Origin of the sequence: Mesorhizobium sp. J8 (assembly GCF_016591715.1) — a bacterium.
GTDB lineage: Bacteria > Pseudomonadota > Alphaproteobacteria > Rhizobiales > Rhizobiaceae > Mesorhizobium.
This window is the reverse complement of the sequence record NZ_AP024109.1, coordinates 1,734,073-1,752,007: the sequence shown is the minus strand read 5'-3', so window position 1 is coordinate 1,752,007 and position 17,935 is coordinate 1,734,073. Positions and strand designations below refer to the sequence as shown.

At 62.8% G+C, this 17,935-nt stretch carries 21 protein-coding genes; 10 read left to right on the top strand and 11 right to left on the bottom strand.

Annotated elements, in window-relative coordinates; genetic code table 11:
* Window positions 1-86 precede the first annotated feature (86 nt).
* The 3 genes from tnpA (at window position 87) to tnpC (ending at window position 2,944) form a co-directional block, all read left to right on the top strand.
* On the top strand, window positions 87-992 hold the full coding sequence (gene tnpA / locus MJ8_RS32250; RefSeq protein ID WP_225248184.1) for an IS66-like element accessory protein TnpA: 906 nt from the start codon (window positions 87-89) through the stop codon (window positions 990-992).
* The gene (gene tnpB, locus MJ8_RS07950) at window positions 989-1,342 is read left to right on the top strand and encodes an IS66 family insertion sequence element accessory protein TnpB (protein ID WP_023767057.1); all 354 of its coding nucleotides are present in this window, start codon (window positions 989-991) and stop codon (window positions 1,340-1,342) included. Before tnpA ends, tnpB begins: the two co-directional genes overlap by 4 nt.
* Window positions 1,343-1,414: 72 nt before the next feature.
* Window positions 1,415-2,944 (top strand): IS66 family transposase, encoded by a 1,530-nt coding sequence (gene tnpC, locus MJ8_RS07945; protein WP_201413866.1) that lies wholly within the window; start codon window positions 1,415-1,417, stop codon window positions 2,942-2,944.
* Between the two features lie 47 nt (window positions 2,945-2,991).
* On the opposite strand, the gene MJ8_RS07940 is transcribed toward tnpC, so the two are convergent.
* The 10 genes from MJ8_RS07940 to MJ8_RS07895 form a co-directional block, all read right to left on the bottom strand.
* Complete coding sequence (locus tag MJ8_RS07940; RefSeq protein WP_201415353.1) at window positions 2,992-3,678, bottom strand: lytic transglycosylase domain-containing protein; 687 nt, start codon at window positions 3,676-3,678, stop codon at window positions 2,992-2,994.
* A complete protein-coding gene (locus MJ8_RS07935) occupies window positions 3,666-4,214 on the bottom strand; it encodes a S26 family signal peptidase (RefSeq protein WP_201413865.1) in 549 nt (182 codons plus the stop codon). The genes MJ8_RS07940 and MJ8_RS07935 overlap by 13 nt, the downstream gene beginning before the upstream one ends.
* Entirely contained in the window at window positions 4,211-4,459 is a 249-nt protein-coding gene (locus MJ8_RS07930; protein ID WP_201413864.1) for a helix-turn-helix transcriptional regulator, read from the bottom strand. The genes MJ8_RS07935 and MJ8_RS07930 overlap by 4 nt, the downstream gene beginning before the upstream one ends.
* 167 nt (window positions 4,460-4,626) lie before the next feature.
* Window positions 4,627-4,950, bottom strand: coding sequence for a DUF736 domain-containing protein (locus tag MJ8_RS07925; protein WP_201413863.1), 324 nt, complete (start codon window positions 4,948-4,950; stop codon window positions 4,627-4,629).
* A gap of 536 nt (window positions 4,951-5,486) precedes the next feature.
* The gene (locus MJ8_RS07920; RefSeq protein WP_201413862.1) at window positions 5,487-7,217 is read right to left on the bottom strand and encodes a ParB/RepB/Spo0J family partition protein; all 1,731 of its coding nucleotides are present in this window, start codon (window positions 7,215-7,217) and stop codon (window positions 5,487-5,489) included.
* An 89-nt stretch (window positions 7,218-7,306) separates the two neighbouring features.
* Window positions 7,307-7,714: a DUF2958 domain-containing protein gene (locus tag MJ8_RS07915; RefSeq protein WP_201413861.1), complete on the bottom strand. Its 408-nt coding sequence runs from the start codon at window positions 7,712-7,714 to the stop codon at window positions 7,307-7,309.
* Between the two features lie 35 nt (window positions 7,715-7,749).
* Window positions 7,750-7,953 carry a hypothetical protein gene (locus MJ8_RS07910; RefSeq protein WP_201413860.1) on the bottom strand — a complete coding sequence of 68 codons (204 nt, stop codon included), beginning with the start codon at window positions 7,951-7,953 and terminating at the stop codon, window positions 7,750-7,752.
* On the bottom strand, window positions 7,950-8,912 hold the full coding sequence (locus tag MJ8_RS07905) for an ArdC family protein (protein ID WP_201413859.1): 963 nt from the start codon (window positions 8,910-8,912) through the stop codon (window positions 7,950-7,952). Before MJ8_RS07905 ends, MJ8_RS07910 begins: the two co-directional genes overlap by 4 nt.
* 778 nt (window positions 8,913-9,690) lie before the next feature.
* Complete coding sequence (locus MJ8_RS07900; RefSeq protein ID WP_201413858.1) at window positions 9,691-10,167, bottom strand: hypothetical protein; 477 nt, start codon at window positions 10,165-10,167, stop codon at window positions 9,691-9,693.
* Between the two features lie 452 nt (window positions 10,168-10,619).
* Window positions 10,620-10,796, bottom strand: a complete 177-nt coding sequence (locus MJ8_RS07895) for a hypothetical protein (RefSeq protein ID WP_201413857.1) — start codon at window positions 10,794-10,796, stop codon at window positions 10,620-10,622.
* 772 nt (window positions 10,797-11,568) lie between these two features.
* Between MJ8_RS07895 and MJ8_RS32770 the strand changes: the two genes are divergently transcribed.
* From MJ8_RS32770 to MJ8_RS07865, 6 genes are all read left to right on the top strand, one after another.
* Window positions 11,569-11,832 (top strand): Lrp/AsnC ligand binding domain-containing protein, encoded by a 264-nt coding sequence (locus MJ8_RS32770; protein ID WP_201413856.1) that lies wholly within the window; start codon window positions 11,569-11,571, stop codon window positions 11,830-11,832.
* Window positions 11,833-11,995: 163 nt separating this feature from the next.
* Entirely contained in the window at window positions 11,996-12,919 is a 924-nt protein-coding gene (gene gcvA / locus MJ8_RS07885; protein WP_201413855.1) for a transcriptional regulator GcvA, read from the top strand.
* Between the two features lie 213 nt (window positions 12,920-13,132).
* On the top strand, window positions 13,133-13,402 hold the full coding sequence (locus MJ8_RS07880; RefSeq protein WP_225248183.1) for a hypothetical protein: 270 nt from the start codon (window positions 13,133-13,135) through the stop codon (window positions 13,400-13,402).
* A gap of 54 nt (window positions 13,403-13,456) precedes the next feature.
* Window positions 13,457-14,608, top strand: a complete 1,152-nt coding sequence (locus MJ8_RS07875) for a flavin monoamine oxidase family protein (RefSeq protein ID WP_201413853.1) — start codon at window positions 13,457-13,459, stop codon at window positions 14,606-14,608.
* On the top strand, window positions 14,605-15,642 hold the full coding sequence (locus tag MJ8_RS07870) for an alcohol dehydrogenase catalytic domain-containing protein (RefSeq protein WP_201413852.1): 1,038 nt from the start codon (window positions 14,605-14,607) through the stop codon (window positions 15,640-15,642). Before MJ8_RS07875 ends, MJ8_RS07870 begins: the two co-directional genes overlap by 4 nt.
* Window positions 15,629-16,309: a cupin domain-containing protein gene (locus MJ8_RS07865; RefSeq protein ID WP_201413851.1), complete on the top strand. Its 681-nt coding sequence runs from the start codon at window positions 15,629-15,631 to the stop codon at window positions 16,307-16,309. Before MJ8_RS07870 ends, MJ8_RS07865 begins: the two co-directional genes overlap by 14 nt.
* 964 nt (window positions 16,310-17,273) lie before the next feature.
* Here MJ8_RS07865 and MJ8_RS32655 read toward each other — a convergent pair.
* On the bottom strand, window positions 17,274-17,408 hold the full coding sequence (locus MJ8_RS32655; protein WP_318528217.1) for a hypothetical protein: 135 nt from the start codon (window positions 17,406-17,408) through the stop codon (window positions 17,274-17,276).
* A 213-nt stretch (window positions 17,409-17,621) separates the two neighbouring features.
* Here MJ8_RS32655 and MJ8_RS07855 point away from each other — a divergent pair, with 213 nt between their 5' ends.
* Window positions 17,622-17,903: a DNA -binding domain-containing protein gene (locus MJ8_RS07855; RefSeq protein ID WP_201413849.1), complete on the top strand. Its 282-nt coding sequence runs from the start codon at window positions 17,622-17,624 to the stop codon at window positions 17,901-17,903.
* Window positions 17,904-17,935 lie beyond the last annotated feature (32 nt).

Here is a 17,935-nt window from a genome sequence, read left to right as displayed (position 1 = left end):
AGAGTAACCGTCCGGTCCCTGCACATATTTGAAGTAGTGCAATCTCGCGTCATGTCGGGTTCCTTCGGTTTGTGGAGGATATTCGGATGGCGCCTCGCCGCTCCTGGGCCAAGGCCAACAGTCCCTACTGGTCGTCGCAGGTCGCGAGCTGGCTCGGCAGCAATCTCAGTGCACAGGAATTCTGCCGCCAGCGCGATCTCTCGATCAGGTCTTTCGATCTGTGGATGCACCATCTGGTGAGCAGCGACGACCTGCGCAAACGTGCGGAAAAGCTGCAGAATTTGCGCCGGAAGAAGACCGGACGCCAGCGCAAGACGCCGCAGGAGAAGCGTCCCCAAAGGCGGCCGCGCTATCGCTACGGCAAGCGCACGGACAGCGGTCCGATCGCGCTTCGGGCGTTCTGGAGCATGCATGTCGAGGCGCTGAACTGGAGTGGCATGGGTCATGCCGAGTACGCCGCCGCGCTCGGGCTGTCGCGACATGCGCTGCGAATCTGGCGCGATCGCCTGGAGGAATCCGGCAACGAAATGGACTGGCGATCGCTTCTTCATCCGAGTGCCCGGGCCCAATTAAGCAGCGCTGCTAATTGCGCGCGACGCGCATATCGCTTGACACCGGAACCGGTGGATGGGCGATCGCACCGGCGGAGCTTCAGCGACGAACAGAAGCAGGCGATCGTGCAGGAGACGGAGAAGCCCGGCGTCGCCGTGGCGCAGGTTTGCCGCCGGCATGGGATTGCCACCAGCATGGTGTTCCGCTGGCGCGAGGAGTTCGGCCTGACCGCCCGCAAGGCGCCGCGACTAGCAACGGTGGTGCTTACCGACGGCGCAGACAATGAGCTGCCGACGCTAGCAGCATTGCGCGATCTCGTGCGACCGCCGGACGGCATGGTGGCGATCGAACTGGACGATGGGCGGCGCGTGTTCGCACCGGCGGGCACCACCTCGGCTGCGGTCAAGCGGCATCTGGCCGGCAAGGAGAAGGCATCATGATCGTCGTTCCGGCGGGCGTGAAAGTGCATCTTGCATTGGGTCACACCGACATGCGCAAAGGGCTCGATGGGCTCGCCACGCTGATCCAGGAGCATCTGAAGAAGGATCCGTTCTCGGGCCATCTGTTCGTCTTCCGCGGCAAGAATGCCTCGCTCCTGAAGATCCTTTTTTGGGATGGAACGGGACTGTGCCTGTTCACCAAGCGGATGGACCACGGACAGTTCATGTGGCCGCGCCTGGCTGAGCCTGGTGGCTCGGTGGCGCTGTCGCCGGCACAACTCGCGATGCTCATCGAGGGTATCGACTGGCGCGCGCCGGAGCGCTTCTGGCGACCGATGCTGGCGGGCTGAAAGCGGCACTTCTATTGTCGTAAAGAAGCCCGGAATCCTTGGGTTCCGGTGCTGTTTGTGATAGAATCGATCATGTTGGTCGATCTCGAAAACCTGCCATCCGATCCAGCTCTTCTTCAACGTCTCGTGCGCGACATGGCGGCTGCCGTCGAGAGCCGCGACGGCGAGATCGAACGGCTTCAGTCGATCATCAAAAAGCTCCAGCGGACGCAGTTCGGCCGCAGCTCCGAGCGCCTCGATCCCGATCAGCTTGCGCTCGCGTTGGAAGAACTCGACGCCGATATCGCCCGCATTCAGGAGAGCCGCCCGTTCGTAGGCAAGCCATCGGCCGAGCGGCCGTCGCATCGCAAGCCACTGCCCGATCATCTGCCGCGCGAGGACGTTCTGGTGGATGTCGACAACATGATCTGCGCGTGCTGCGGCGGCACACTGCATGCCATCGGCGAAAGTGTCAGCGAGATGCTGGACTGGGTACCAGCACAGCTTCGCGTGATCAGGACGACGCGGCCAAAATATGCGTGTCGCGTGTGCGAGACCGTGGTGCAAGCGCCTGCTCCGGAGCGGCCGATCGCCGGCGGATTGGCGACGCCGGCGCTGCTCGCCCAGGTCCTGGTCAGCAAATATTGCGATCACACGCCGCTCTATCGGCAGTCGCAGATCTTCGCCCGCAATGGCGTCGAGCTTCCGCGTTCGACACTCGCCGGCTGGGTCGGCGGCGCCTGCTGGTGGCTGGAAGCCCTGCACGAGCGGCTCGCCAAAAGCGTCTTCGCCTCGAACCATCTTTTTGCCGATGACACACCGGTCCCGGTGCTCGATCCAGGGCGCGGCCGCACCAAGACGGGAAGGCTTTGGGTCTACGCCCGCGAGCAGAGGCCATGGAGCGGACCGGAGCCACCGGCCGCGGTCTACCTGTTTGCGCCGGATCGCAAAGCCGAGCGTCCCGTCTCTCATCTCGAGCACTTCAAGGGCGTTCTGCATGTCGATGGCTATGCCGGGTTCGAGCGCCTTACCGGTAAGGGAGATATCGTTCTGGCCGCCTGCTGGAGTCACACGCGGCGCAAGTTCTACGACGTGGCGCAGGCCACCAGCGCGCCGATCGCCGTGGAAGCCTTGCGACGGATCGGCGAACTCTATGCCGTCGAAGCCGATGTTCGAGGCCAATCGCCGGGGCATCGGCTTGCAGCCAGGCGCAGTCGCTCCAAACCAATCGTCGACGCCATGCGGGTCTGGCTCGAGGCACAGCTGCCGCTGTTGCCAGGTCGCAGCACGCTCGCCGAAGCCACCCGCTACGCGCTCTCGCGCTGGGATGGCCTGACCCGCTTCCTGCACGACGGCCGCATCGAGCTCGACACCAATCCGGTCGAGCGCGCGATCCGCCCGATCAGTCTGGGGCGCAAGAACCATCTCTTCGCGGGCAGCGACGGCGGTGGTCATCGCTGGGCAGTGCTGTGCTCGTTGATCGAAACCTGCAAGCTCAACGACGTCGAGCCGTATGCCTGGTTGCGCGATGTGCTCATCCGCATGGTCGACGGTCACCCGGTAAACCGGCTCGATGAACTCCTGCCCTGGGCTTGGGAAGTCGGAAACTCTGTCAAGAGTTGAGCGACGTGCAACGACCGGACGCTTACGACCGAGAAGCACCCTCACCCTCACCTGCCATCCGGCCGCGCCGATCCCGTCCGCCCCGACCCAAGCGGCACCAAAATCCCGCCGCTCGAACTGCTTGGAGAAACGCCGTCCCGCAGGAAAAACAACCCTCGCCCGGAGCGGATTTTCGGCGCGTTCTGGCGATGGATTTTGCCTCGGAATCCATCCATATCGTCGGCCGAAAGCCCTGCCGCCTCGAGCTGTTTGAGATACAAAACCGTCTCTTTCGGCAGCGGCCGGCGGCGCTTGACATGCGCCTCGTAGCGCTCCGGTCCAGCATTGTAGGCGGCGAAAAGGCCCGGAAAACCGAAGCGGTCATACATGGCGCGCAGATAGGCGGTGCCGGCCAAGATGTTGTCGCGCGGGTCGTGCGGATCAACACCGAGACCAAGCGCGGCGCGCAGCTCGGCATAGGTGCCAGGCATCACCTGCATGAGGCCAATGGCGCCCGCGCGCGACGTGGTCGGCCGGCCGTATAAAGTCGTCCGGCCACGGCTTTCGGTATCCATGACGGCATAAATCCAGCTCTCGGGAATGCCGAAACGCCGGCTTGCCTCGGTCACGTGCGGCTGCCATCTTGCCAGCTGCGGACCTTGGGAGAGAACGGCCGGCTGCGCACCGATTGCGGCGGAACAGGCGCATGGTGCAATCGACACCATGCCCAAAATCAGGAGGGTTACTCGGTCCATAGCGGCACGAGCCTCCCGATGACGTTTTGGGTCGGAACCGGTCCGAAATATCGGCTGTCGAAAGAGCCGGCAGCCTCGCCATTGATCAGGAAGACCTCGTCGCGACGAAGCGGGCGGCATTCGTTCCACCACGGCAAAGTCCGGCTTTGCGGGTCAGTTGGCACGCGGCGCGCGACGATCTCGCCGCCGGTGATGATGACGTCATTGAAGGCGCAGACATGCTGGCCAGGCAGTGCCGCGATGCGCTTCACCAGCGGCACGTTGCGAGGCAGATAGCCGCGTTGGTCGGCAAGTGCGGCGACCATTTTGGGCAAGCGGACAGCCACGAAATCGCCGCTGTGAACCGCGCCGAGGCCGAGGCCATAGAGCCCGATTGGCGCGCTGGCCGATGCGTTCCACACCAGCAAGGGCGTCGGGCTGGCCAAGGCCGAAAAGCCGATCAAGCCAAGGCCGGCAACCATGGCGGCAACCGTCTTGCGGGCGCGGCTGCGCCGCAAACGGCTGCCCATCAGATGAAGAGAAGGCCGCGCCATCATGACCGGCCTCCGTCACGATCCTTTGCGGATTCAGAGGCTTGCGGCAGGCCTTTCGACCAGGTGTCGAGATCGTCGATGTGGTAGCGCACGAAGCGGCCGTGCTTCCTGAATTGAGGGCCGCCGCCCTTGAGCCGCATCTTTTCCAGCGTGCGCTGCGACAGCCCGACATAGAAGGCAGCCTGCGCGGTGTTGAGGAACGGGCTGCCTTTCTTGGCGCGGGCGGCGCGCTCGTTTTCGTCGTCCATGATGATCCTCGCATCGGTTCAGGAGAGGACGCGAGGATCGGTGAGTGGGGACGTTTGCGGGACCGGCGAAGAGTGGGTCGTGAGTTTTCGCCGCCCCTCAAGGCGGGCTGGATGGCCTTGAAGAGGCCCCGCGCCGGTGGCGGCGCGGGGGCTTTGGCGGCGGCCGATCAGTCGGCCGGGTTCCAGATGATGGCGTAGGTGTCGTCGTCATCCTGGCCGGCGGCGCGACCGAGATTGGCGTAGAGTTTTCTCGGGCCGAACTCCGGGGCAGCGATCGACAGGCTCACATAGTCCTTGCCGGAGGCCTCGCCGGTCCTGATCCAGCCGGCACCGACCTCGACGCCCTGCGTCAGCACCCGGAAGTCGGGATGGGTGTCGGCGCTCTTTGCCTGATTGGGCACGATGGCGATGTCGGCGCGGACGCTGAGCGTCTTCAGCTGGCCCTTGTAGCCGCCGTTGTCCTGCTTGGTGACGTATCCGATCGCGGTCATTTCGAAGTCTCCTTTTGCTCTCGCCGGGGACCATTCCCCTGCGATGGCGGACCGTGATGGGCGCGTCCGGCCCGCCCGAACCTTCAGGCCGAAGCGGCAGCGGAGGACCCGAGCAGGCAGTTTTTTTGAAGCGAAGCGGCGCGAGGAGCCGCCGCAGGCGGCGGGGAAAAAAGCTGACGGCCGAGGGTTTCGGGCGGGCCGGATCCGCCCATAGGTCACCAAGCCAGCGGCAGGGGAATGGTCTTGGCGTGAGCAAACGAGACAGGCTGAAGACGCGGTCGCTCACAGCCAAGCAGTCGGGATGGCGAGGACGGGAATGAAGATGTTTGGCGGTGCCGTGCAATCGCAATCGTGCGCAGTCAGCAGGCGCCGACTTACGACCTTGGCCGGGTGCCTTGAGAGGTCCGTCGTGGTGCGCGCAGCCGAGAACCGGGGCGGCAAAGGCTTCGGCGCTGGACTTTGCCGAGCTGTCGATACAGCCCCGGCAGGCGGACCGAGCGGCGGCGTTCCAATCGCCGCCGCCTGCCGTTACAGGATCACTCAGACACGAACAGCGGCTGGACCTTCGCCCACTGATCGGCGGTGCGGAAACCGCCGCGATCCGTGTAGCCGGAGGCCGGGAAAGCCAGCCAGCGCGGCAGCCAGCCGTCGACTTTTTGCCTGCCGTTTTCGCCGGAAAGGAAGTCGCGGATGATCTTCTTTTGCGTCTTCACCTTCTCCGATGAATTGCCTTCGGCGACGTGGCTGCCGCCGACATCGGCGAGCAATCGATTGGCGATTTCCTTGTCGCGCAACAGCTCGAAGAAAGCATCGTCCGGCTGCCAATAGCCGCGCATGTCGAGGCCAAGATGATTGCCGAGCGCCTCGACGATGGCGCTGCCGGCGCAAAGCGTCTCGGCCATGACCAGCGCCAGAACGCGAAGCACATCGTCGTCGGACAGCGCCAGCAGCCGGGCGAAAACACTGGCGAGGGAAAAGTCGTCGCCGTGGCCGCCGGCGACGGTGCCGTCCTCATCAATCGAGCCGAGCAGCGCCAGAACTTCGCGGCGTTTGGCGGCGAAGGCAGCCTCGGCGCTGCTTGCCGCAACGCTTTCGGCAATCGCCGCGTTGGCAGCGCGCTGATCCTCGACCCGCACCGTCCAGAGCGGGGAACCGGCAATGGCATGGGCCACCATCAGGCGCAACGCGACGCTCGCGTGGTCGAGCAAGGCGGTGCGCACGGCGGCATGACGATGCAGGTCGACATAGTTCTGCATCGGGCCGCTGAGTTCCGGGCGCGACGGCTTTGCCGGCGTTTCGGCTGCCTCGCCGGCCTCGCCGCCTGCGCGGGCGCGGCGCGCTTCCTTGCGCGACAGATAGCCTTCGTGGCACTCGACCTCGCCGCGTTGCGAGACGGTGACGACGACCTTGCCGCCCTTCTTCTTTGGCGTCTTTTCGTAGTCCCATGCGTGGAAATACTGGCCGGGTTCGAGGACCACGACTTCCGCCCAGCCCGCCTCAAGATAGGCGTCGCGCTTGGCGGCAATCGCCTCGTTCTGCTTTTGCCAGAAGAGGTCCGCATCGGCGAAATAGCTCTCCTCGCCGAACAGGTCCGACACGATCAGGCCGCCATAATTCTCGATTGGAAACAGCGCCACCTTGGTCGAGATCGACTGGCCGCCGAACAGCCACTGCTTTAACTGCCAGCCGCGCGGTGCGTGCTGGTTCGGATCAGCGAAGAGTGTGAGCCAGTCCTTCTGCTGCACCTTTGAGGCCATGGTGAGATGCCGCACGGTCTCGGTGTCGATCTCCTCGCGGCGATAAGCCTCGCGGATTTTGGGCAGCAGATCGCCGAGCGCCAGGACGCGCTTCACCTGAGGCTCGGTGAGGCCGAAGGTGGCGGCGATATCGGCAACCGCCCGCCCCTCCTTGATGAGGCGGGTGAATGTTTCCCATTGCGAGACCTCGTCGGGATCGAGCCGGGCGATGTTTTCGATCAGCGAAGCCTCCAACGCGTCGGCGTCGTCGCCGTCCTCCATGATGGCGCAGGGCAAGGGGTCGGCCTCGCCGCGCTCGTCGGCGACCGTTTTGGCGGCGAAATAGCGCCGCCGTCCGGCGACGATTTCGAAGGTGTCTGGCGATCCGTTAGGCCGGATCAGCAGCGGCACCAGCACGCCGCGCGCGCGGACCGAAGGCAGGATATCGGAAATGTCGGGGGCGCGCTTTGAGTGGCGCATGTTGATCGCGGAAACGCTCAACTGCTCGATGGAAACGTGGGCAAGCTGCATGGTTCTTCTCCTTTGTCTGGGCTTGAAAAGCCCCACCGCGAGGCCGGAGGCCGAGCGGCGGCGGGGTGGTTTTGCGCACTACGGCGCGGTCATTCCGCCCGGTCGGGCGGAAGCTCGGGAAGGGAAATCGACAGCGCGGCGGCGGCCTGCCGCAAAAGCGGCTCGGCCTCGGTGATGTGGCCGGACAGCCGCGCGGCCTCGGCATAGACCGACAGCGGAAAGTGCGCATGAAAATAGAGATCGCGCTCGATGCCGAGGCCGAGGGGACCCTTGACGCTTTGAAGTTCGGCAAGGCTGACGCTGCCGAGTTCAGGAAAGCCGAAGCCGAGATCGCAAAGGCCGAACAGCGTGTCGCCGTCGGCGTCGAGCTCGGTCAAAAGCCAAGTCGCCGAGCCTGTCGGATTGAACAGTTTGACGACCGGAACATGGTCGGTTTCGACCTCTGCCGCGCCGTTAGCGAGTAGTCGGGCGCGCAATTCGTCGGTGATCAGGATCATGGCAAACTTCCTTGTGAGAAACTGGTCGATCTGTGTCAGAACAGGTCGAGCTGGTTGCGTTTGGCCTCATCGAAGAGGCCGATATCGAGCGGCTTTTGCGGCGCGCGCGGGCGCATTGGCGCAGCAAAAGCGAGCTCAAGCCGGTCGCGCGTGGTGACCGGGCGAACGCCGGGGATGAGCATTTGCTCGCCTTCCGGGGTCGGCTCTGTCGCGGGCTTGCTAGGATCGCGCGCCGTCATGCCGCGATCCCCTCATGCGGCGCGGCGTTCGCCTCGGCCTGAAACGCCAACAGGAAATCGGCGGCTTTCGAGGCAAAGCTGGCGGCGCGGAAAATGGCGCGGTCGTCCTCACGCAAAACCTTGAGCCACGAGGCGATGTAGTCGGCATGGCGCACGGTCGGCTCGATGCCGAGCGACGAGCAGACAAAGGCTGCGCTGATCTCGGCGGTGAGTTCCTCGCGGGCGTAAGGTTTGGTGCCGAACGAGCCGGACAAATCGCGCGCGAGCCGGCTCGGGTGCCCGGTCCAGTGGCCAAGCTCATGCAGAGCAGTGCGATAATAGTTGACCTGTTCGAAAAACGCCGGCTGCGGCGGCAGCTGCACGTAATCCGCGCTCGGCATGTAGAAGGCGCGATCGCCGCCGATGCGGATGTCGGCACCGCTGGCCCGAATAAGCGCCTCGGCTTGGGGAATGATTTCGCGTTCGGGCAGCGGCTCGGGCTGGCTGTAAAGCTCGTCGGGCAGGCCCTCGCACTGCGCGACGTTGAAGACGGTGAAGCGCTTGAGGAAAGGCACCGCCTGGGGCTCGGTGTCCTCGGCCTTGGCGCGTTCCTTCTCGGTCTTCGGGATGAAGCGGTCGGCATGCACGATGGTCGTGCCGTGCTCGCCTTTCTTCACATTGCCGCCAAGGGAAAGGGCCTGCCGGAAGGTGAGCCAGTGCTGGCCGGGATAGCAGTGCTCGATCACCGCGCCCCAAAGGATCAGAATGTTGATGCCGGAATAGGTGCGGCCGGTGGCGGCATTCTTCGGCAGCCCAAGGGCTGCCTTGGCGCTCCCCCAAGGCTTGACCCAAGGCACGCAACCGCGCTCCAGATCGGCGATGATGCGCTCGGTGATCTCGGAATAAAGGCTCGCCCTTTGCGCCTCGCCTTGATTGCCGCCAACTTCTCCGCTAGCGCTGCGTTTGCCGGTCTTGCGCATGATTTTGTCTCCGCTCGCCAATCTTCGCCGCGCCCATCCCCGCAAGCGGGGTGGGCGGCGAAAACGACCGGAAAGGCCGGCCGTCAGAGGTGGCCGGCATCCGCAGGACCGCAACGCCAGTGGAGGACCCTGAGCGGAACGCGAAGGGTTGCGGGCCGCCGCGGCGGGCCTAGAAGGGAGAGCCGCCCACTCCGCGCCGACGGGAAGGCCAACCAAAAAAGACAGCGCCGTCCCGAAGGGCGGCGACCGTCACAGCCCGCAAGGGCTGCCGCGCCAGGGGGCGAAGCCGAATGGCCGAGACCGCCTGAGCCAAGCGAAGAAAAAGCGGGCTCGGTTCACGAGCACCCGGCGCGCGCCTTCGGGCGCGCGGGCGCCGAGCAATTGCTTAGGCGCTTGAGACCCGGTTATCGGAACGAAACAGATCCCATGTGGCTGACGCCAGGCGCCAATGCCAGTGCATAGGTGGTGACGATCATTGCGGCGGACGTTCTCCAGCCCACTGACACAGTGGTGACTGAAGCCGGAAAACCTCGCCAAGCTGCATTTGCGCCAGAAGCGTCTTCTGCCTGGGACTCAGCAAATTCCGTCCGGCCACCCGGTGCAGAAACATACGCGCAAGGTCAGCGCATCCGGCCTCTTGAGCCAGCCGTCCTTAAAGAGCTCAGCGACGGTGGACAGCATGTGCGGTGAGCTCCTCGGCCCCGATGGCCGAAATCCGGCGCGGCATTGCTCCTATGGAGGACGGCCTCCGCCCTCGTGCACTCTCCTGACATTGAAGCTACCGCTTACTTAGCCAACCCTTGAATTCATCCAATAGGAAGATCGAGACCCACCAGGTGTAGCAACACATGAAGAAGCCCATAGCGATGCCTTCCAGCCTCAGGGACTGTAGCAAGTGGTCCTTCGTCGCCACCAGCAAGAGCAGCCACAGCCCGAACACGCCGCTAAACAGCGACAGCGTGAGAAGGGTCATGAAAATGCAGGCAGACCAGACAAGCGACATGGCGCGCTGGAAACGGTTGGGGGGTCCAGGCGGATACCTGGAAACATCTAGCCTCCTTATTTCGTCGAGCAGAATACGCAGGCCTTTCACTATCATCAGAACGAATTGTTGCACCCGCTCGTCCGTGCAAACGCGTGCTATCAGGAACAAAGTACTGGCCATCATCCACAAAAAGAGTGCTGCCGCTGCCATCCACTTGGTCGAGTCCGGCAGATGTTGGAACATCTGACCAAAAATTGCTGCGATATCCATCCCGTTTCTCCGTTCTGAAAACTAGCGTTCGGCGTTGTATAGTGTCCTCGGAGCGCCATTTCAGTACCGAGCTGCGAAGGCCGAGTGCCGCGTGCCTGCGCGGCGTCGGCGTGCCCGAGGTCGGATCGCCGACGCAGAACATACGACGATCCTGGCCCCAAGATCGTGCAGCCGGCAATATTTTCGCCATGGCGTCGCGCGGGCCACAGCATGGCGCCCATCGGGCTGGGCCGGAAGGAGATCGCCAGCCACCGTGGTGCCGATATAGGACAAGAGGCGGCGGATGCCGCCTCTCGTCTCGACTTTAGTCGCGGTCCTGATCCCGAAGCACCCGGATCACCGCTTTGACCTGATAGTCGCCGATCTTGGTACGACGTTGCGCGACAGGATGCCGACAGCCGTCTCGTTCGCCTCGATCGCCCGGATCGCGTTCTCCGTGTCGAAATACGGCCTCAGGTTTTCGATGGGGATGACGTCGCCGTTGTCGTCATAGCCGCCGTGGACATCGGCGCCCGCTCCAGGCGCGAAAGCGCCCACTCCGCCTCGCGGATGAGACGGAAGCCCTGCTTGCGCTGCCGCCAGTATTCTGAGCTGCCGCCATCCATGGTGACGATGTTGCGATGTGTCATGGAAATCTCCTTTCGTTCTCTGACGGAAGGAGCCCGCACCGGCGCATCGAGGGGTCAAGGATCGCTTTAGCGACCGCAACGCGGCGTGCGGGGCCGATTTTGTTGGCGGGCGCTTCAGCGTCCGGCGGCAAAATTGGGGGGACCGCTCGTCCTTAACGCCGCAGAGGCGGTGCCACAATGGGCAGTCAGAGAGAGATAGCCCACGGCCCCGACCGGGGCCGTGTCCGCATCCGGCGAGCAGCCGGTCCTGCCCTCACCAACCTCAAACGGCTGCCATTCCGCACTGGCGGCGCAGTGCCGCGAGAGGATCGTCACGCCGATGCACCCAAACCCCGTAGCGAAAGCGCCCATTGGAGCGAGTTCAACGGGGGGCTATAGCGTAAACCGTGAGTTCTCATCATCACCGGTCATGGCGCGCGCCAGAAAGGCCAGGAGTTACCCAGTTGAACATCGCCCCGGGGCCAAGGTCGTCGATGTGAATTCGCGCGGATTGTGGCTGATCCGCTGGCGGCTGAGCGCGAAGGTCAGCGCGTGGTCGGGTAGGGCGACTTGCAAGCCAGGTGGGCCTGGCTATACGAGAGGGTCTCACAACTTTGACAGGAGGTGGACGGCTGGAAAGCGTGAACGTAATTATTGGGCCGGCAGTTTGGAATCGATAAAGACGCTTGGGTACTCCTTAAGCCGTCACAGCGGTTGTCTGACCGCGGCTCGATCCCACTGAAACGGCGGGGGCTCCGTAAGGTGTTCAAGTTGGAAAAACGGGGAGAAAAATTTGACAACCGGTAGCAAAATCCCGGTCCGGATCGAGTTGGAAGCCGTAAGCTCACTCACGGTCGAGCGCTTCGAAGATTCTCTTCGAAAACATCCTGAAATCGAAGAATGCTACGCGGTGAGCGGCAAGACCGATTACCTTCTATTTGTCTCCGTGAAAGACATTCGGGGCTATGAAGAGATCCACCGGGAAGTCCTTTCCAGGCTACCCGGGGTAAGAAAAATTAGGGCGGACATCCCTCTACGTCGCGTCGTTCCATTTTGAACCGCCACCGCACGCTGACGTGGACATTCGACCCAATCTGCATCGCCTTCTCCTCTTGGCAACACCGGCGCCTGGCCTCTGCTGAGAGAAGTCTGGTCGGTGACGGTGGTCGGCGAAAGCAGCGGTGCTGTCAGCAGAAGCGCAAAGTGGATGAGAAGCTCGCGTGAAGACAAGATCAGCTGTCTACCTTAACGCGCTCCGCGCTTTCGAAGCCAGCGCGCGTCACGGGAGCTTTTCAAGGGCCGGCGAAGAGCTCAATGTGACCGCGGCTGCCGTTGGTCAGATGGTTCGCGGACTCGAGGACTGGCTCGGCATGCCGCTGTTTCATCGCAGCGTCACCGGAAAGGCGAGACTCACCCTGACCGAAGGTGCAGAGCGCGCGCTTCCGGACATCCGTGCCGGACTCGATCGCCTCGGGGTCGGCCTGGAACGGCTTCGCGAGTCTACGACCAGCGGCATCCTCAACGTCACAGTCAGCCCGGCCTTCGCTGCCAAATGGCTGCTTCCGCGCATCGATCGATTTCAGGCCAAATGCCCACAAACCGACATCCGGCTAGAGACGAGCTTGAAGCTTCTCGACTATAGGGCGCTTGGAATCGACATAGGCGTCCGATACGGAGACGGAAATTGGCCAGGGCTGGTTGCCGAGAAACTGATGGATGAAGAGGTCTTTCCGGTCTGCTCACCCGGTTTCCCTGACAGGGAAGCTTTGATCGAACCTTCCGATCTCACGCGAACCACGCTCATCCACGACCTCTCCGTCGATCCGGCAATCGGCTTCGTCACCTGGGACATGTGGTTGCGGGCAGCCGGTGTGCTCGAGGGCCAGCCGCAGAGGGGCATGAGGATCGACAATTCCGCTGCCGTGCTCCAGGCCGCGGTCGAAGGGCGAGGCGTGGCTCTGGCGCGCAGCATCCTGGCACACGACGATCTCGCGGCTGGACGACTGCAGCGCCTTTTTCCTGCCGTCAAAGTCCCTTCGAAGCTGGCTTACTATGTGGTCTATCGTTCGGAATATGCTTCGCTGCCTAAACTGCAAGCGTTCCGTCGCTGGCTGATAGAGGAAGCAAACCCGGTCGATCCCTGATCAGGTTCAGCCACTTCCCTTGCCTTCATACCGATCACTGTGCCGTCCGGCAAAGCTTTTCTTTGTCGCCAGCAAGAAACTCTCATTTGTCAGGGCGGCCGTTCAGCGGCAATCAGACGTAGGAGGCACCGTCCTCGGTCGCTTGAGAATGCTCCTTGGATGCTGGGTATCGACAAACCAGCTGATCGCTGCAGACATCATTAGAGGGTGATCATGGCTTACCTTGAAATCACGTTGCGGATCGCTCCCGACAACCGCCCCGCTGCCGCCGGCGTCCATCAGAAATATGAGCAGCCGTTCCTGTCGCGGATTGCGGGTGCGGTATCCGAGGATCTCCTCGTACGCGACGAGGACGTCCAGGTGCTCCACCAATTCACCAATGTCGAGCACGCCACGGCCTATCTCGAAAGCACAATGTTCAACGACGATGTCGTCATGGGGCTGATGCCGCTGCTCGCGGCTTTGCCGGAAATCCGTATCTAACGCTGTGGCGTGACGCGAAAAAGAAGGACCGGTTCTACACGCTCGGCTGCTGCGATGAATCATTCGACATCACAAACCATTCTGATCGTCGGCGCTGGGCTCGCCGGCTTGACGGCTGCCTATCGCCTTCATCGCGCCGGCTGCGATTTTGCCGTGATCGAGGCGCGGGATCGTCTGGGCGGTCGCATCTTCACGGCCGATCCAGAAGGTGAGGCTTCGGTCGACGGCTTTGATCTTGGCCCCTCTTGGTTCTGGCCCGATATGCATCCCGCTATCAGCCAGCTCGCGCGCGAATTGGAGCTTGAGTTCTTTCCCCAGCATACCGACGGCGCCATGCTGTTTCAGCGTTCTCGCGAAACTGAACCCGAGCGTTATCGGACGATGCGCCAGGAACCGCCATCCATGCGGCTCGTTGGCGGCAGCGGCTCGATCATTTGTGCGCTGGCAGCGCGTTTGCCGCAGGGCCGCATCCGCCTCGGAATGAAAGTGACCCGCGTGGAGCGAACCGGCGGGGGCGTGAAAGTCCGGTTCAACCTTGCCAACGGTACATTCGAGGAGATAGAGGCCGGCCATGTAATCTTCGCGCTGCCGCCGCGACTGCTGGCGGAGACGGTTGAATTCGATCCCGCGCCGGACGGGTCATTCCAGAGGCTGTGGCGCGACACGCCGACCTGGATGGCCCCGCATGCCAAGTTCTTCGCTCTCTATAACACGCCCTTCTGGCGTGCTGCAGGGTTTTCAGGGGCGGCGCAGAGCCTGGCTGGCCCGCTCGTCGAAATCCATGATGCCACCACCGCGTCAGGCAAGGCTGCCCTCTTCGGTTTCATCGGCGTCCCTGCGCCGTACAGAAGGCAGGCTGGCCGCGACGCCGTCATCGGGGCTGCGGTCGCGCAACTTGGGCAGTTGTTCGGCCCGGGCGCACTGAAGCCGACGGCGACGCTCTACAAGGATTGGGCTGCCGATCCACTGACGGCGACATCTTTGGATCAGGCAGCCAGCGGCCATCCAACTGGCGGACGGCGAGAGTGGGTGGATGGCGATTGGAGAGAGTGGATCACGCTGGCGGGCAGCGAAACCGCCGCCCGCGACCCCGGTTATCTGGCTGGCGCCGTCGAGGCGGGGGAACGAGCCGCCGACAGCCTGGTCAACCGACAGAAGGGAAAAGTTTCATTCCCGCTATTGAATGAAGGAGCACAAACGCCATGAGAGCAGCCTATAAGGCGATGCAGATCGCATCGGGAAGCCTCGAACTGGTGGAGCGGCAAACGCCTGCGCCAAAGGCGAATGAAGTGCTGATCGCCGTCGAAGCTTGCGGCGTCTGCGGCGCAGACCCCAGCGACATCGACAGGGCCGATCCGACGCTGAAGCCGCCTCGCGTTCCCGGTCACGAGGTGGTCGGCCGCATCGTGGCTCTCGGCGAAAACACACCTTCGATCTGGAAAATCGGACAGCGTGTCGGCGTCGGCCGGCTCGGCGGCCATTGCAACGAGTGTGGCGAATGCCGCCGCGGCCGTTTCAACCTTTGCCGAAACCAGCCCACAGTCGGCTCCACCTGCGACGGCGGCTATGCCGAAATGATGATCGCGCGCGCTACAGGCCTCATTTCCATCCCCGACGAATTATCGTCGCAAGAAGCAGCACCCATCCTGTGCGCGGGCATTGCCACGTTTAACGCGCTGAAGAAGTCGGGCGCCGAGGCGGGCGATACTGTCGCAATTTTGGGCATTGGCGGCCTCGGCCACATGGCGCTGCAATATGCCCGCAAGATGGGATTGCGGGTGGTGGCGGTGGGACGCGGCGAAGACATTGCAGCGGAAGCGATGACACTGGGCGCCCATCGCTACATCGACGCGAACAAGGAAGACGCAGCCGGTGTTCTGAACACCATGGGCGGCGCGAAAGCCATCCTGACGACGACCGCCGATTCAGCGGCCGTCGCCGCGATCATGCCTGCCCTTGCGCCGGAGGGCCGTCTTGTCGTGCTCGGCGTCGGCAAGGATCCTCTGCCGGTCTCGACAGGATATCTGGTAGGGGCCGAACGTGGCATCATCGGCTCCATTACGGGATCGCCGTTCGAAAACGAGAAGACGCTGGATTTCAGCGTGCTGACAGGAGTGCGGCCGATGATCGAGACCATGCCGCTGGAGCTGGCTGCGGAAGCGGTCCAGAAAATGAGATCTGGCGATGTGAAGTTCCGAATAGTCCTGACAATGGGAGACCAGCCCAATGCGCATCAATGAAGACCTCACGAAACCTGTGATCGTCCACGCGGCCAGGCTCGACTGGGTACCGAGTCCCGCCGCGGGCGTCGATCGCCGCATGCTCTATCGCATTGGGGGCGAGGTCGCCCGCGCGACCTCGATCGTGCGCTACGCGCCGGGCAGCGCCTTTCCCCGCCACGTCCATGCCGGCGGCGAGGAAATTCTCGTGCTTGAGGGGACGTTCCAGGACGAGCATGGGGACTATCCGGCGGGAAGCTATTTCCGTAACCCGCCCGGCACTTCCCACGTGCCGGCATCCCAAGACGGGTGCACGATCTTCGTGCGTCTTTGGCAGTTCCGTAAGGGCGATGATGTGCAAATCGTCCGTCAGCCTGGCGAGGGTGAAGCAGCACCGTTGCGCAAGGGGGTCGGAAAAGCACGTGTCCTGTTCAACGAAGACAAGGAACGTGTTTCGATCGAGGACTGGCAGGCCAACTCCTCCGTAACGGTCAAAAATCGCCGTGGCCTCGAGTTTCTTGTGCTGTCCGGCAACCTCGCTGTCGGAGATGAGAAACTGGAGCCGCAGAGTTGGGGAAGGTTGCCGGCAGGCGAACCGCTTCAAGCAATGACAGGCCCGCAGGGCGCCCGGATCTGGATCAAGGACGCTCCTCTTCAGCATGCCGACGTGTTGCCAATGCCGGATTGAAGCCCGGCGGTAAGAGATTCGTGCGTCCGCCGAGCAGCTACCACTTGCTCGGGCATGATGCCGCCGACATCGGGCATCCCGGGGCACCGTTTGGCAAGGGCGAGTGTCCAGTTCTCGGGCAAGCTTCAGGAAGCCGTCGATAGAGGAGGTCGTCTCCTCGCCGCGCCCTACACCGAGATTGATGCTCTTCTGAAGCCGGTATCACCCAGCCGCAGTGCGCGTATCGGCAGTCCGGAAGCGTCCTCGTTGAGCAGCCAATCGGGAAGAAAGTCACGCCCCTGCCCGCGCAGACCAGTTGCAGCATCAGGTCGATGGTTTCGGCTGTGCGATGCTGACGGGGCCAGCAGTGCGCCGGAACAAGGAATCGCATGTAAACGTCCGGGCGCTCCAAAGGGACAGGCACGGAAATCAGTTCTTCGTCCAGGAGATCTTGCGGCCCCACGCATGAGCGGCCATGCACCATGAGGACAACCTCGTAGTCAAACACCTGCGTGAACAGTAGTTCCGCGGTCTCCGCAGGGTCCGCATTATCAGCAGGCCGATCTCGTAACCCAGGAGTGCCTTGACGCCGTCGAACCGGAAGGCCGTACGCACGATCATCAGGTCGGCGAGCAAGTATTTTGGTTTGAAAGCCGAGGAGGGAGCGAAGGGCTACATCACCATCGAATTCTGACACTCAGACCTCAATCGAAGCCGAGTTTGATGTCTGGACCGATGGTTCCCCCAAGCTTGTTCATGGTCGCCTAAATTGTCTTCGAGCGCGAGATTCGCGAGAGCGAATTCAAGCAACTCCGTGTCACCTTCAATGCCCGTCTGGCGCAAGGCCTGCTCAATAGAGCATGGCTCAAGCGTTCTGTGATCCGCTCGTTCTTAGGCCGATCAGGCCGTTGCGAAGGCAGCATGAAGCGTCTGCCGAACGACAGACTTCTGCCCGCCCGGCATGTCGTCAGGCTTTGCGTGCCGGCTAGGACCGCAGGCTGGACAGAATCTTGCAGGGGTCAGCGTCAAGCGCCGCAGCTACGTCGAGAAACTCAATGACATCCAGACGCCGTTCTCCTCCTTCATACTTGGCCACAAAGGATTGTGGACGACCAAGCATCTCAGCCACCTGCGCCTGGGTTAGACCTTTGGCCGCACGCAGCGAAACCAGTTGAGCCAGGAACCGCTGGTGGCGGGGCGATCGAAGGGATTTGGGCATGTAGGCGAACCGGTCGGGTAAAGACCGGCTGAGCGAGTAATCCCGGTTTCGGATAATCCCATTTTGGGATATGTTATTGGATCCACCGCTCAACAGGCGAGGTTCGCAGCAGGCATGAATCGATCGACGGGAAAAGATGAGACCGCGAGCTCAACCCTGAGCGATGAGGTCCCCTGGTCTGACACCGTCACGGCCTACGACAGACAGCACTTCACGATTTACCTGAGGATTCTGGATGCTTGCGCCGACAATGCCAGCGAAGAGGAGATGGCCGAGCTCATTCTTGGCATCGACCCGGTCCTTGAACCGGTACGCGCCCGCAAGGTCCTTCGCAGTCATCTCGACCGCGCGAACTGGATGGTGACGAGCGGCTACAAGGAACTATTTGCTAGCTGACGCACGGCATCGACCGTGACGCTTTTCAAACG